This window comes from Geothrix sp. 21YS21S-2 (genome assembly GCF_030846775.1).
Taxonomy (GTDB): Bacteria; Acidobacteriota; Holophagae; order Holophagales; family Holophagaceae; genus Mesoterricola.
In genome coordinates this window covers 2,804,890-2,819,247 of the sequence record NZ_CP132910.1, presented here as the reverse complement: position 1 = coordinate 2,819,247, position 14,358 = coordinate 2,804,890, and the positions used below count along the sequence as shown (strand labels likewise).

At 68.3% G+C, this 14,358-nt stretch carries 12 protein-coding genes; 9 read left to right on the top strand and 3 right to left on the bottom strand.

The genetic code is table 11. The features are described 5' to 3' along the window. The first annotated feature begins 8 nt into the window (after nucleotides 1-8). Genes RAH40_RS12240 through RAH40_RS12200 form a run of 9 tightly spaced genes read left to right on the top strand, consistent with a single transcriptional unit; the run spans nucleotide 9 to nucleotide 10,055 of the window. Complete coding sequence (locus tag RAH40_RS12240; protein ID WP_306597822.1) at nucleotides 9-1,823, top strand: c-type cytochrome; 1,815 nt, start codon at nucleotides 9-11, stop codon at nucleotides 1,821-1,823. Further along, complete coding sequence (locus RAH40_RS12235) at nucleotides 1,807-3,201, top strand: cbb3-type cytochrome c oxidase subunit I (protein ID WP_306597821.1); 1,395 nt, start codon at nucleotides 1,807-1,809, stop codon at nucleotides 3,199-3,201. The genes RAH40_RS12240 and RAH40_RS12235 overlap by 17 nt, the downstream gene beginning before the upstream one ends. Nucleotides 3,202-3,220: 19 nt before the next feature. Beyond that, entirely contained in the window at nucleotides 3,221-3,790 is a 570-nt protein-coding gene (locus tag RAH40_RS12230; protein WP_306597820.1) for a cbb3-type cytochrome c oxidase subunit II, read from the top strand. A gap of 2 nt (nucleotides 3,791-3,792) precedes the next feature. Further along, nucleotides 3,793-3,966: a hypothetical protein gene (locus RAH40_RS12225; RefSeq protein ID WP_306597819.1), complete on the top strand. Its 174-nt coding sequence runs from the start codon at nucleotides 3,793-3,795 to the stop codon at nucleotides 3,964-3,966. After that, nucleotides 3,959-4,258 (top strand): hypothetical protein, encoded by a 300-nt coding sequence (locus tag RAH40_RS12220; RefSeq protein ID WP_306597818.1) that lies wholly within the window; start codon nucleotides 3,959-3,961, stop codon nucleotides 4,256-4,258. Before RAH40_RS12225 ends, RAH40_RS12220 begins: the two co-directional genes overlap by 8 nt. Nucleotides 4,259-4,268: 10 nt before the next feature. Continuing rightward, nucleotides 4,269-6,197: an FAD-dependent oxidoreductase gene (locus RAH40_RS12215; RefSeq protein WP_306602297.1), complete on the top strand. Its 1,929-nt coding sequence runs from the start codon at nucleotides 4,269-4,271 to the stop codon at nucleotides 6,195-6,197. Further along, nucleotides 6,194-7,513: a 4Fe-4S dicluster domain-containing protein gene (locus tag RAH40_RS12210; RefSeq protein WP_306597817.1), complete on the top strand. Its 1,320-nt coding sequence runs from the start codon at nucleotides 6,194-6,196 to the stop codon at nucleotides 7,511-7,513. The genes RAH40_RS12215 and RAH40_RS12210 overlap by 4 nt, the downstream gene beginning before the upstream one ends. A gap of 2 nt (nucleotides 7,514-7,515) precedes the next feature. Continuing rightward, on the top strand, nucleotides 7,516-7,671 hold the full coding sequence (locus RAH40_RS12205) for a hypothetical protein (protein WP_306597816.1): 156 nt from the start codon (nucleotides 7,516-7,518) through the stop codon (nucleotides 7,669-7,671). Between the two features lie 2 nt (nucleotides 7,672-7,673). After that, complete coding sequence (locus RAH40_RS12200; RefSeq protein ID WP_306597815.1) at nucleotides 7,674-10,055, top strand: heavy metal translocating P-type ATPase; 2,382 nt, start codon at nucleotides 7,674-7,676, stop codon at nucleotides 10,053-10,055. A gap of 21 nt (nucleotides 10,056-10,076) precedes the next feature. Here the strand turns inward: RAH40_RS12200 and RAH40_RS12195 are convergent, their stop codons facing one another. The 3 genes from RAH40_RS12195 to RAH40_RS12185 all read right to left on the bottom strand — a co-directional run bounded on the left by RAH40_RS12195 (nucleotide 10,077) and on the right by RAH40_RS12185 (nucleotide 14,281). After that, entirely contained in the window at nucleotides 10,077-10,766 is a 690-nt protein-coding gene (locus RAH40_RS12195) for an SdpI family protein (RefSeq protein WP_306597814.1), read from the bottom strand. Continuing rightward, nucleotides 10,742-11,005 carry an autorepressor SdpR family transcription factor gene (locus RAH40_RS12190; protein WP_306597813.1) on the bottom strand — a complete coding sequence of 88 codons (264 nt, stop codon included), beginning with the start codon at nucleotides 11,003-11,005 and terminating at the stop codon, nucleotides 10,742-10,744. Before RAH40_RS12190 ends, RAH40_RS12195 begins: the two co-directional genes overlap by 25 nt. A gap of 69 nt (nucleotides 11,006-11,074) precedes the next feature. Next, the gene (locus RAH40_RS12185; RefSeq protein WP_306597812.1) at nucleotides 11,075-14,281 is read right to left on the bottom strand and encodes a S41 family peptidase; all 3,207 of its coding nucleotides are present in this window, start codon (nucleotides 14,279-14,281) and stop codon (nucleotides 11,075-11,077) included. Nucleotides 14,282-14,358 lie beyond the last annotated feature (77 nt).

Sequence of the window (14,358 nt, the reverse complement as noted above, 5' to 3'; positions counted from 1 at the left end):
TCCAACCCATGAGATTCGCACTCGCCGTCGGAACCTTCCTGATCCTCGTGATCCACGGGGTCATCCTCTACAACCAGTTCTCCCACAAGTGGGAGGCGCACCAGATCGCCTATTTCAACCAGGCCAAGGCCATGGCGAAGGGCGAGGCGGAGAGGGCCTCCCTCGAGGCGCGGGGTCCGCGCATCGAGCAGACCGTGGTGGCCGACTTCGGGGAGACCCGGGTGGACCGCTGCATCACCTGCCACATCGCCTCCGACGACCCCCGGTTCTCGACCTACCAGCAGCCCCTCAAGACCCACCCCTATTCGCTGGCCATGGGCGACGTCCAGAAGAACGGCAGGTGGGAGCGCCGGCACAAGTTCAGCGAGTTCGGCTGCACCGTGTGCCACGACGGCCAGGGCCGGGGCCTCAGCCCCAAGGACGCCCACGGGGAGGACGAGTACTGGCCCGACCCCATCCTCGGAGCCGCGGTCCAGGAGAACTGGCGCAAGGAGTTCGTGCCCATGCTCCGGGGCAAGGAGTACCTGGAGGCCAACTGCGCCCAGTGCCACACCGGCGCCCATTTCACCGGCACGCCCACCGTGCGCAAGGGCATGGACCTCTTCTACGCCAGCAACTGCTACGGCTGCCACCGCATCGAAGGGCTCTCGGACGGCACCATCGGCCCCGATCTCACGGAGGTGGGCCGCAAGTTCAAGATCGACTACCTGTACACCCGCATCAAGGATCCCAAGTCCGTGCTGGCCACTTCCATCATGCCCAAGTTCAACATGCTCTCCGACCAGGACATCAAGGCCCTGGTCATCTTCCTCAAGAGCCGCAAGGGCAAGAACTTCTCCGAGACGGAGATGGACCGCTACCGCCTGCGCGCCACCGGCGGCGCGGAACTGGTCCAGGCCCACATCAAGCCCGTCCAGATCAACCCCGCCCAGATGGCGAAGCAGGGCGAGCAGCTGGTCCTCGACCGCGCCTGCACCGCCTGCCACAAGCTCGGCGCCAAGGACGGGGCCATCGCTCCCGACCTCAGCTTCGAGGGACTCGTGAAGGATCCCGCGTGGCTGGATTCCCACTTCAGGAATCCGCGCATCACCATGCCGGACTCCATCATGCCGGCCTTCCGGTTCACCGACGACGAGTTCAAGGCCATGACCTCCTACCTGTCCGGCCTGAAGGCGGTGCCGGCCATGCCCACCCCCGAAGCCACCTACAAGGCGCTCTGCCTGCGCTGCCACGGGGAAAAGGGTGACGGCCGCGGGCTCATCGCCGAGCACCTGGACCCGTCCCCCCGGGACTTCACCAAGGCCGCCTTCATGAACTCCAAGCCCATGGGCCGCCTGGTGGCCTCCATCAGCAAGGGCGTTGACGGGACGTCCATGCCCGCCTGGGGAAAGCTGGTGGACGAGAAGCAGGCCACGGCCCTCCTGGGCTACATCCAGACGGCCTTCGTCAAGGAGCCCCGCCAGGAGCCCAAGGCCCGGAACCTGCCCGCCGCCAACCCGGTGGCCTCCAGCCCCGAGTCCATCGCCCGCGGCGAAGCCACCTTCGTCAACCGGTGCGCGGGCTGCCACGGCCGCAAGGGCGACGGCAAGGGGCCCAACTCCCTGGACATCCTCCCCAAGCCGAGGAACCTGCGCAACGGCCTCTTCATGGCCAGCGTGAACGACACCCGGCTCTTCGACTCCATCCTCTACGGCGTCCAGGGCACGGCGATGCCGTCCTGGATCGACTACGGCATGAGCAACAACGATGTGGGCGATCTCGTGAACTTCCTCAGGAATCTCAATCCCAAACCCAAGGGGGGCCAGAATGCAGGAACAATTTAGCCGTGCGGAATCCGGAGGCGCAGCTCCGGGGGCCATCATCCACGAGGACACCACGGTCAAGTGGTTCGTAGTGAGTTCCATCAGCTACTTCTTCATCGTGGGGATCATCGCCCTCGTCATCGCGGCCAAGTTCGTGTGGCCCGACCTCATGGGCACCACGTCCTGGCTCACCTACGGGCGCCTCCGTCCCCTGCACGTCAACGGCATGCTCTTCGGCTGGCTCCTGGCCGCCGACATGGGCCTGACCTTCTACATCGTGCCCCGCCTCTGCGCCGTGAAGATCTGGAGCGAGAAGCTGGGCGTGGCCACGGGCATCCTCTGGAACATCATCATCCTCAGCGCCGTGGTCAGCCTGCTCCTGGGCCGCAACAAGGGCTTCGAATACGGCGAGCTGGAGATGTTCATCAGCGTCCTGGTGGTGGTGGCCTGGCTCATGTTCACGGCCAACATCCTCATGACCATCTTCCAGCGGAAGTACCAGGCCATGTACGTGTCCATCTGGTACTTCATGGGCTGCCTGCTCTGGACGGCCTTCGTCTACCTCACAGGGAACTTCGCCACGCTGCTCGCCACGGGCGTGAACCAGGCCAACCTGAACTGGATGTACGTGCACAACGCCGTGGGCCTCATCTTCACCCCGGTGGGCCTGGGCATCGCCTACTACTTCATCCCCCGCTCCTCCAACACCCCGCTGTTCAGCCACAAGCTCTCCATGGTCGGCTTCTGGTCCCTGGCCTTCGTCTACGTCTGGACCGGCGCCCACCACATGCTCCACGGACCCATCTCCCAGTGGCTGCAGACCATCGCCATCGCCTTCAGCCTCATGCTCCTGGTCCCCGTGTGGGCCGTGGTCTACAACCTCATCATCACGATGAAGGGCCAGTGGCACCAGCTGCGCGACAAGGTCGAGCTGAAGTTCCTCATGTCCGGCGTCGTCTTCTACCTGCTCACGTGCTTCCAGGGCCCCATGCACAGCCTGCGCACCGTGAACGCCATCGTCTCCAAGACCGACTGGATCCCCGGCCACGCCCACATGGCGGTGCTCGGCGCCTTCAGCTTCTTCGCCATCGCGGGCACCTACTACGCGGCGCCCCGGGTGTTCGGCAAGCTCCTGCACTCGGTGCCCCTGGCCAACTGGAGCTACTGGATGATCATGATCGGCGGCCTGGGCTTCTTCACCACCCTCTGGCTCGGCGGCTTCTGGCAGGGCTGGCAGTGGAACAACGTCTCCATCCCCTTCATCGACACGGTCGTGGCCCTCAAGCCCATCTGGACCGTCCGGTTCATCTCCGGCGTGATGATCTTCGTCGGCATCGTGATGTTCGCCTACAACATCATGGCCACCGTCCTCGGACCCGAAACCGAGGCGGCCGCGTAGCGGCCAGAAAGGAGCGAACATGCTGAGAAAAGCCGACACTTCCGCAGTCTGGGCCATCGTCGCGTCCCTCGTCCTCTTCTTCATCGGAGGCCTGCTCACCACCGTGGTGCCGCCCATGGTCGACAAGAGCTGGGGCAAGCCCTTCGCCAACTCCGATCCCGCCAAGGGTCCCACGGGGCACCTGGCGAAGCTCAACGAGCAGCAGCTGCAGGGCCGCGCCATCTACGTGCGGGAAGGCTGCTGGTACTGCCACACGCAGCAGATCCGCACCCTGCTGGCCGACACCAAGCGCTACGGCTGGAAGGGCGTCGACGCCCCCATCTCCACGCCCGACGAGTTCGTCTACGACACCCCGCACATGTTCGGCACCAAGCGCACCGGTCCCGACCTCGCGCGCATCGGCGGGCGCTACGACACCCAGTGGCACCGCACCCACTTCCGCAATCCCCGCGACCTCGTCAAGGGCTCGATCATGCCGGCCTTCCCATGGATCGTCAACGATCCCAAGGAATTCACCGCCCTGGTGGCCTACATGCAGACCCTCGGGCGCGCCAAGGACTGGCGCCCGGCCAACGACTACGAGAAGTAGCCATGGACTACACCTGGCCCAGCGTCTATTTCGCCTATCTGTTCTTCTTCCTGATGTTCGCCCTGGCGGTGTTCTTCTTCGTCAAGACCGCCAAGGACGGCTACTGGGGCAAGGACGGGGAGGACATCAAGTTCCGCATGCTGGAAGACGACGATCAGAGGAGAACCCATGAGTGAGCAGAAGGAAGAACTGAAGGACTATGCGGGCGGCTGGATCATGGAGAGGAAGGGCACCGACTTCCCCTTCTTCCTCAAGCTGGTCTTCCCCATCATCGGCCTGGGCTGCGTGGCCTACATCGTCCTCCAGATGATGGGCGACGTGGACCACGCCACCCGCGGCGCCTTCGTGCAGCAGTTCAACAAGGTCACCCAGACCAGCCCGGCCCTGCAGTACGCCGTGGCGATCCTGGCCCTGATCTACGTGGTCATCATGGCCGTGTTCACCTTCCGGTCCGTCAAGGAGCATTAGAGCCGTGGATATGGGGAATTGGCAGCTCAGGGTTCCGGACGACTCCCAGTACTGGCTGGAGATGGTCAAGTGCCAATACGCGTGCCCGGTCAACACCGACGCATGCGCCTACGTGACCGCCATCGCCGAAGGCCGGTACGAGGACGCCTACCGGGCCGCGCGGGCCACCAATCCCTTCGCGTCCATCTGCGGCCGCGTCTGCGGGGCCCCCTGCGAAGCCAACTGCCGCAGGGGGTCCCTGGACGAGCCCGTGGCGATCCGCGCCCTCAAGCGGTTCGTCACGGACAAGTTCGGGCCCGAGACGGGCGACTACGCCCGCTACAGGGAAGGCTGCGACCAGCGCATGCTGCCCCCCAACCGGGGCGACTACGAGCGGGTCGCGGTCATCGGGGCCGGCGTGTCCGGGCTCACCGTGGCCCACGACCTGGTCCAGGTGGGCTACAAGGTCACCGTGTTCGAGGCCGATTCCAAGCCCGGCGGCATGCTCATGACGGGCGTCCCGGTCTTCCGGCTCCCCCGGGAGCTGGTCAACCACGAGATCGAGGCCATCGTCTCCATGGGCGTGGACCTCAAGTGCAACATGAAGCTGGGCCGCGACTTCACCATCCAGCAGCTGCGCGACCAGGGCTACAAGGCGATCTTCCTGGGCGTGGGGCTCCCCAACGGGCGCAAGCTCAGCCTGCCCGGAGGCGACGCCCAGGGCGTCTACGACGGCATGGAGTTCCTGCGCGCCTTCAACGACGGCAGGACGCTGGAACTGGGCCGGCGCGTGATGGTGGTGGGCGGCGGCAACGTGGCCTACGACGTGGCGCGCAGCGCCCTGCGGCCCATGGAGGCCACCGAGGAGGAGCTGGTCCGCGAATCCATGGGCCACGACGAGAAGGTGGCCTACGACGTGGCGCGGTCCGCGCTGCGCCTGTCCGGGGACAAGGAGATCCACCTCATGTGCCTGGAGTCCCTCGAGGAGATGCCCGCCGACAAGGTGGAGATCCATGAGGGCGAGGAGGAGGGCATCCGCCTCCACAACCGCCGCGGCCCCAAGGAGATCGTCGTCGAGAACGGCAAGGTCAAGGCCATGCGCACGGTGAAGTGCCTCTCGGTCTTCAACGAGGAGCGGCGGTTCGCGCCGACCTTCGACGAGACGGCCCTGGAGGACATCCCGGTGGACACGGTGATCTTCGCCATCGGCCAGACCTCGGACCTGACGTTCCTCTCCGAGGCCGACGGGGTCGAGACCGAGCGCGGCCTCATCAAGGTCAACAAGGAGACCTACCAGACCACCGCCCCCGACATCTTCGCCTGCGGCGACATCGCCCACGGCGCCCGGCTCTTCATCGACGCCATCGCCTCGGCCCACACCGCCGCGCGCAGCATGCACGACTTCCTGCGCGGCACCCGCACCGACGTGGTGGTGCGCAAGCACTGGGAACCCGCCGTCTACACCATGGCCGAAGGCTGGCACCGCGAGGAGCGCTGCAACGCCCCGGTGCTGGAGAGCGGGATCCGTGCCGCCTCCACCGAGATCGTGGAGCTGAGCTACCCCGAGGAGATGGCCCGGCGCCAGGGGGCCCGCTGCCTGCGCTGCAACATCAACACCGTGTTCGACACCTCCACCTGCATCGCCTGCAACGGCTGCGTGGACGTGTGCCCCGAGGACCTCATCAAGCTGGTGGGCCTCAGCCGCCTCAAGGACGAGGACGCCTGGCTCAAGCTCGAACAGGCCGGTGCCGATATCCCGTTCGAGGCCTACCGGGCCATGTCCATGGAGGAGAAGGACGAACTGGGCGGAATCATGCTGAAGGACGAGAGCACCTGCATCCGCTGCGCCATGTGCGCCTCCCGGTGCCCCACCCAGGCCATTCTCATGAAACGTTTTGTGCATTACAAGGAATGCGTCGCCGTGCCCACCCCGAATCCACGAATTCTTTATAGCCGATGAGTGAGGCCGTCCCTCCCGCGCGGCACTGGCTCCTGGCTGAGAAACGCAAGCCCCTGCCCCCCCCGGGGCGGGGCCACCGTCCCCTCCGGAAGCTGTTCCACCTGATCTGCTTCCTGGTCTTCCTGGTCCTGCCCTTCTCCAACCTGATGCGCTTCGACATCCCCCGGCAGCGGTTCTACTTCGCCGGCTTCGAGGTGCTCATCAGCGAGTTCAGCATCCTGTTCTTCGCCCTGATGTTCCTGATGTTCGTCATCGCGGTGGTGGCCATCATGTACGGGCGCGTGTACTGCGGCTACGCCTGCCCCCAGATGATCTTCAGCGAGGCGAGCACCGCCGTGGAGGCCTGGGCCATGAAGCTGGCCCAGAGGTGGACGGCGAAGCCCCTGGGCCGGAAGATGCTGGGCAAGGGCCTCTTCCTGGCCGTCCTGGCGGCGGCCTCGGTGTTCCTGGCCTTCGTCTTCATGGCCTACTTCATCGAACCCCGGGACCTGCTGCACCGCCTGCTCCGCTTCGACCTGGCCTCGGTGGGCGGCATCATGGGCGCCTCGGTCACCCTCGTGACCTTCCTGGACTTCACCCTGGTCAAGCAGACCTTCTGCACCACCGTGTGCCCCTACGGCTACATGCAGGGCATGCTCCAGGACCGCCACTCCCTCCTGGTGGCCTACCAGGACCCCACCTCCGCCTGCATCGACTGCAAGAAGTGCGTCCGGGTCTGCGAGATGGGCATCGACATCCGCAAGGGCCCCTACCAGATCGAGTGCGTGCACTGCGGCGACTGCATCGACGCCTGCGACGAGGTGCTGGCCAAGGTGGGCCACCCCGGCCTCATCCACTACTCCTGGGGCGGCTCCGCGGCCTCCGCCCGGAAGGAGCCCTGGTTCCGCCGCTGGGGCTTCAGGGACCCCAAGCGCTTCGTGATCCTCTTCGTGATGGCGGCCTACCTGACGGCGCTGGGGCTGACGCTGTACCTGCGCAAGCCGGTGCTCATGCGGGTCACCCCGGACCGCGCGACCCTCTTCACCCTGCTGCCCGACGGCAGCGTGGCCAACCGGGTCCGCATGAACCTCGCCAACCGCTCCCCCAGGCCGGTGGAGATCCGGGTCTGGGTCGAGGGATTGCCGGGCGCCCGGGTGATGCTGGACCGCAATCCCCTCACCCTGGCCCCCGGAGCCGCCCTGGAGCGGACCTTCGACATCGCCGCCCCCGCCGGCGGCCAGGAGCTCAACCCCATCCGCGTGGTGATCCAGTCCTCGGACCGGGGCGCCCCGGACGCTGCCGAAATGAACTTCATCATGCCCACCAAGAGGAACTGACCATGGATGACAAGAAGCGGACCGGGCGGTTCTACCTGACGTTCTTCGGGCTGGTGTGCGTGCTGTTCATCGGCCTCCTTGGCTACGTCTACAACCGGGTTTCCCACGTGCGCATCGAGATGCTGGACGAGCACGGCAAGACCGTTCCCGTCCGCTGACCATGGCGGTCTGCGACCTCTGCGGCACCCCCGCGGGCACGGGGTCCTGCTCGAGGACCTTCCTGGAGGTCCCCCGGACCTTCTGCTGCAGCGGGTGCATGAACGTGTACGCCATCCTGGTGGAGAGCGGGGCCGTGGCCGCGGGGCAGGACCTGCGCACCACCGAGGTCTACCTCCAGAGCCTCAAGCTGGGCCTGATCGCCGCCCCCGACGAGGGCCGTCCTCCCATCCCGGAGGACGCCGAGATCCGGGAGGAGCTGTACCAGATCAACGGCATGTGGTGCACCTCCTGCGGGTGGCTGGTGGAGCACGCCCTGGCCCGGGAGTACGGCGTGGTGAGCGCCGACGTCCTGTTCACCTCCGATCTCCTGAAGATCCGCTACTGCCCCCAGTACCTTCCGCCGGGGGTCATCCCGGACCGGGTGGCCTCCCTGGGCTACCGGGCCCTGCCCTTCGGGGCCGAGGGGGACCGGAAGGGATGGCAGGACATGCTCCTGCGCCTGGGCATCGCCTTCGGCATGTGGATGAACGTGATGCTGTTCAGCCTGGTTGTGTACGCCTCGTTCTTCGAAGGCATCGCCGAGGGGGCCCGGAGGGCCGTGCCCTTCATCCTCATGGGCCTGGCCCTGCCGGCGGTGACCTATTCGGCCTGGCCCATCCACCGTCTGGCCTTCTACGGGCTCCGGCAGGGGCGCCTGCGGCTGGAGGCGCTCATCTCCACAGGCGTCCTGGCCGCCTTCGCCTACAGCGCGGCCCAGGCATTCCTGGGGGGGCGCCACTACTACTTCGACACCGCCTGCGCCATCGTCACCCTCATGCTCACGGGCAAGGCCCTGGAGCGCTCCGCCAAGGAACGCAGCGCCAGGGCCATCGCCATGCTGCACCGCCTCCTGCCCCGCAAGGCCCGCATCCGGGTGGATGGCGAGGAGCGCTTCGTGGCCATCGAGGCCCTCGAGCCCGGCATGGTCTTCCTGGTGAAGGCCGGGGAGCGCATCCCCGCCGACGGGGTGGTGGTGGCGGGGGCCTCCTCGGTGGACGAGTCGGTGATCACCGGGGAGTCCGAGCTGCGGGCCCGGGGAAGCGGGGACCCGGTGGTGTGCGGCAGCCTCAATGCCTCGGGCGTCCTGGAGGTGCTCGTCACCCACGCCTCCGCGGATTCCTCCCTGGCCCGGATCGTCGAGTCGGTGGAAGGGGCCCTGGCCAACCGCAGCCCCCTGGAGCGCGCCGTGGACCGGGTCTCCCGGCTCTTCATCCCCGTGGTGCTGCTCATCTCCCTGGGCACCCTGGCGGGCTGCCTCGCCCTGCACCTGGGGCCCACCGTGGCCATGCTGCGGGCCATCGCCGTGCTGGTGATCGCCTGCCCCTGCGCGCTGGGCATCGCCACTCCGCTGGCCACCACCGCCGCCGTGGGGGCGGCCTCGCGCAAGGGCATCCTCATCCGGGACGTGGGCGTCCTGGAGACCTTCCGCAAGGTGGACGCCGTGGTGCTGGACAAGACCGGCACCATGACCGAAGGCGTCTTCAAGGTGAGGGGCGCGGCCATGGAGCGCCTGGACCTGGCCGCTGCCCTGGAATCCTACTCCGAGCACCCCCTGGGGCACGCCCTGGTGGCCTACGCCCGCGAGCAGGGCCTCGCGCCCCAGGACGCCGCCGGCCTGGAGATCCGGCCCGGCCTCGGCCTGGCGGGCCGGGTGGGCCCCCACCGTGTGGTGGTGGGCAACCGCAGGCTCATGGAGCTGGAGGGGACCGAACCCACGCCGGAGATGACCGCCCAGGCCTCGGTGTGGCAGGCCGAGGGCTACACCGTGGTCTTCGGCGCCGTGGACGGCCTGCCCACCGGGGCCCTGGCCTTCGGCGACGCCCCGCGCCGGGAGGCCGCCGCCCTCGTGGCGGCCCTCAAGGCCCGGGGCGTGCGCACCATCCTCCTATCGGGCGACGCCCGGAGCACCACCCTGCACATGGGCCAGCGCCTGGGCGTGGACGAGTGCCTGGGCGAGGTGCCCCCCGCCGACAAGGCCGAGGCCGTGCGGCGCCTGCAGGCCAAGGGCGCCGTCGTGGCCATGGTGGGCGACGGCGTCAACGACGCCCCGGCCCTGGCCGCCGCCGACCTGGGCATCGCCCTGGGTTCGGGCGCCGACCTGGCGATGCACGCCGCCCCCATCGTCCTGTTGGGGGGCGGCCTCCTGCGCATCAACGAAACCTTCCGCCTGGCCGAGCGGACGGTGGCCATCATCCGGCAGAACCTCTTCTGGGCCTTCGTCTACAACGCCGCGGGCATCACGCTGGCCATCACGGGGATCCTGAACCCCATCCTGGCGGCGGGGGCCATGGTCCTGTCGAGCCTGTCGGTGATCGGCAACTCGCTGAGGCTGGGGCGGGGGTGACCCCGGCGGAGGGGTCTCCGCCTACCTGGCTTCGGGCGGCTGGGCCGGGCGGATGCGGTAGGCATACACCACGGGCACCACGACCATGGCTCCGATGAGCGCCATGACCACCGGACCCGCCACTGGGCCAGGCAGCAGGCACGCCGCCAGTTGCAGCAGCCCGCCGGCCATGAACACCCGCCCGCCCAGGCGGTGGGTGCGCTTCCACACCGCGCGGTCCTCCAGGGTCGGCGGGATGCGGATGCCCACCAGGGCGTTGGGCTCCAGGCGGGGCATGAGGTTGCCCAGCAGGATGAAGAACAGGGCCAGGAGGGCGAGGATCCCCGTGGCCCCGGGAGCGCCGCCCCGCAGGGCGCCGCCCAGGGTCAGCGCCTGGAGGCCGCCCAGGAACAGGACCAGCAGCAGGCGGACGCGCCGCGCCAGGGCCGGGTCCATGGACCGGGCCGCCCGGAAATCGAAGGGCCCGTTCAGGAAGAGCAGGCTCAGGCCGTAGACCACGGTGAGGAGGCCGGGCAGCAGCAGCGCGGCCTGCAGCGGGGAGGCCCACCCGTTGGGCCGGCCATCGAGGCCCCAGTGGACAGCCACCTGGGCCGGCAGCCGCGGCGCGGCCCAGAGGCTGAAGCCCCACACCGCAGCCAGCAGGACCCAGCTGGGCCATTCCCTCCTCAGCTGGAGCCCCTCCTCGCTCACGGGAAGAAGTTCATCATCCATTGCATCGCCTCCTGGAAGACCGTCGTATGCAGGGTGTAGATCTGGTGCTGCCCCTGGCGCCGCACGCGCACCAGACCCGCCTGCTTGAGCAGGTTCAGGTGGTGGGAGATGCTCGCCTTGGTGATGTCGAAACCGGCCGCGAGGTCCCCGGCGCTGAGGTCGCCCTCCCGGAGCAGATCGAGGATCCGCCTCCGGGTGGGGTCGGCAAGCGCCTTGAATACCAGGGAACCGGGTTCCATCGTCGGCCTCTGGGATCAGTATAGGGTTATTTAGATGTTTGGCTAAATATCTTCATTCAGCCGGAAGCGCTACTTCCGCTTCGCGTCCAGCTGGCCCAGCAGGGCGCCCACGGCGGCCTCCAGCTGCTGGTCCCGGCCGCCGTTCATGGCGGCAGGCTCGTTGGCCACCTCGATGTCGGGTTCCAGCTGGTTGTTCTCGCAGAACCTGCCGTCGGGGGTGCGCCAGCCGCCCTGGGGGATGCCGAAGACCAGGGTGGGGTCGATCTGGGGCTCCCACCACACGAAGGTGCCGGTGCCGGGCACGGGCTTGCCGACGGTGCTGCCCAGGCCCTTGAGCTTGTAGGCCACGGGGAAGAGGTGGGCGTCGGAGTAGTTGCCTTCGCTCATGAGGACGATGGAGGGCTTGACCCACTTGAGCAGGGGCTCGTGGCCGTAGGGGAGGCCGCGGGGGATGATGTCGAAGTACTTCTTTCCGCTCAGGAAGTCCGAGAGCTGCTCGTGGATGTTGCCGCCGCCGTTGAAGCGGGTGTCCACCACCAGGGCCTCCTTGGCGCCGTGGCGCCCCAGGGCTTCGTCCACCACGGTGCGCATGCTGGAGTCGTCCATGCTCCGCACGTGCACGTAGCCCAGGCGGCCCCTGGAGAGGCGTTCGGTCTCGGCGCGGTTCCGCTCCACCCAGCGGAGGTAGAGCAGTTCGTTCTCGCGGGCGGGGGCCAGGGGCTTCACGGGTTCGTCGAAGGCAACGCCCGCGTCGTCGAAGCCGAGCAGGGTCGGCAGGCCCGCGCGGCGGTTCAGGAGGCGCGCGACGTCCTCCGGGCTGTCCACGGGGGTGCCGTCGATGGCCTTGAGCACGTGGCCGGGCCGCACCCTGCTGGCGTCCAGGTCCAGGGGGCCGCCCTTCAGGACCTCGGCCACCTTCAGCCCCTTGCCGGCGGGCTCCAGGAACAGGCCCAGGGAGGCCGTGACGGGGGTGTTCACCTGGGGCGGGTTGTAGCGGGCCCCGGTGTGGGAGGCGTTGAGTTCGCCCAGCATCTCGCTGAGCAGTTCCTGGAAGTCGTAGTTGTTGCGAACGGAAGGCAGGAAGCGGCGGTAGGCCTCGCGGTACATCGCCCAGTCCACGCCGTGGAGGTCGGTGACGTAGAACTTCTTCTCCACCTGGCGCCACACGTGGTTGAAGATGTAGGCGCGCTCGGCGGCGGGGTCCTGCATGAGCTCGGAGGCCACGGGCAGGTCCTCGCGCTTGGCGGTCTCAGGGTCGATCTTCACCAGCTTCCCGTCGGCCAGGAGGTACAGCGCCTTGCCGTCGGCCGTGGCCTCCAGGGCCGCGCGCTCAGCTCCCACCTTGAGGACGAGCCGGCTCTCGTGGGTGCGGAGGTCGACGGACCAGAGGTCGTAGCCCTTCTCGAACCGCGCCAGGTAGTACATCCTGTCCAGGGCCCGCGAGACCTCGGCGTCGGCCATGGCCGCGCTGTGGCTGGAGAGCCGGGCCTTCCGGTCGTCCAGGCCGTCCCACTCGATGGCCACGGGTTCGGGCTTCGCGTCCTTGGCCGCATCCTTGGCCTTGGCCTTCTCTTCGGCGTCCTCCTTCTCCTTCACCAGGGCGAAGTCCTCCTTGGAGAGGTTGAACCGGTCCCAGGCCTTGCGGGTGAGGAAGAGCCCGAAGACGTCCCGGGTGACGCCCTGCTGGGCGGCGTTCAGGCTGCCTTCCCGGGAGGAGGTCCAGTAGATCATCGCGCCCCCGGGGGCGAAGCGCGGGTCGCCGCTGCCGAAGCCGCTGTGGGAGAGGTTGCGGGCGGGCCCGGAGCCGTCGGCGGGCACCAGGGCGATGTCGCGCAGCCAGCCCATGCCCCGGTCGCAGGCATAGACGATCCACTTGCCGTCGGGCGACCACTGGAAGTCCTGGTCCCCGTCGGCGTAGGAGTAGTTGCGGCCCTCGGGCAGGAGGGTGCGGGTCCTGCCGCCGGCCAGTTCCGTGACCTTGATGGAGGTGCGCTCCTCCAGGTAGGCCACCTCCTTGCCGTCCGGCGAGAACAGGGGCTGGAACTCGTCGGCCTTGGTGGCGGCCACGGCCTTCTCCTCCAGCTGGGTGGAGGCGAAGAAGGTGGGCTCCTCCTTGCGGACGATGCGCTTGGTGAAGACGTCCCAGCTCCCGCCGCGCTCGGCGGCGTAGACCAGGGAGCGCCCGTCGGGACTGAAGCTGACGCTGCGCTCCTGGCCGGGAAGGCTGGTGATCCGGCGCGTGACCTTGCCGTTGGCGCTGGTGACGAAGATCTCCCCGCGCACCACGAAGGCGATCTCCTTGCCGGTGGGCGAGACCTTCATCTCGGTGATGGCCCCGTTCACGGGCAGCACCTTCTCCAGGGAGCCCCTGCCGTCCACCTGGACCGTCACCGCCAGCTTGCGGGGCGTCCCCCCCGGGCCCTGGAGCCAGACCTCCCCGTCGTAGGCGAAGCAGAGCGTGTTGTCCCGGGCCGCGGTGAGGAAGCGCACCGGGTGCGTCCTGAAGCGGGTCACGGCCTCGGCCCGGTCCGGGTGGGCCACGGAGCCGCGGAAGACGTTGAAGGAACCGCTGCGCTCGCTGAGGTAGTAGAAGGTGTCCCCATCGGAGCCGAAGACCGGGTTGCGGTCCTCGCCCTTGAAGGACGTGAGGCGGGTGAACGCGCCGGAGGCGGGCTGGAAGCTCCAGATGTCCCGGGTGACGGCGGAGGTGTGGTGCTTGCGGAAGGGGTCCTCGTAGCCCTTCACGTCCTGGAACAGGATGCGGGCGCCTGCGGGATCGTAGGCGGCCTGCTCGAGGGTGGTGTCGGTGAGGCGCCGGGTGCGGCCGTCCTCCCGGGACACCAGCCAGGTCTCCGGGAAGGACCGTCCCGGGAACTGCCGGCTCTGGGCGGAGTGGCCCCGCTGGCTGGTGAAGAGGATCTCCCGGTCGTCCGGGGTGAAGGCGAAGGGCAGGTCCGGCGCGGAATGGTGCGTGAGGCGCCGGGCCTCGCCGCCCTGGCTGGGCATGACGTACACGTCCAGGTTGCCGCTGCGGTCCGAGGCGAAGGCGATCCACCTGCCGTCGTGGCTCCACACCGGGCGGGAGCTGTACGAGCCGCCCACGGTGAGCGGGGTGGCCGCGCCGCCGGTGGAGGGCACGCGGTAGAGGTCCCCCTGGTAGGAGAAGGCCACCGACGCGCCGTCGGGGGAGATGGCCGGGTAGCGCAGCCAGAGGGGCGGGGCCTGGGCCAGGGCGGCCGCGGCGGTGGTCAGGAGGAGCAGGCGGAGGGGGCGCATGGGGTTACCTCGGAAATGGGCGGGGATGACCTCCAGGGTAGCGGGGTTCCCCGGGGAGATCGCAGCTTGCGCGAGCG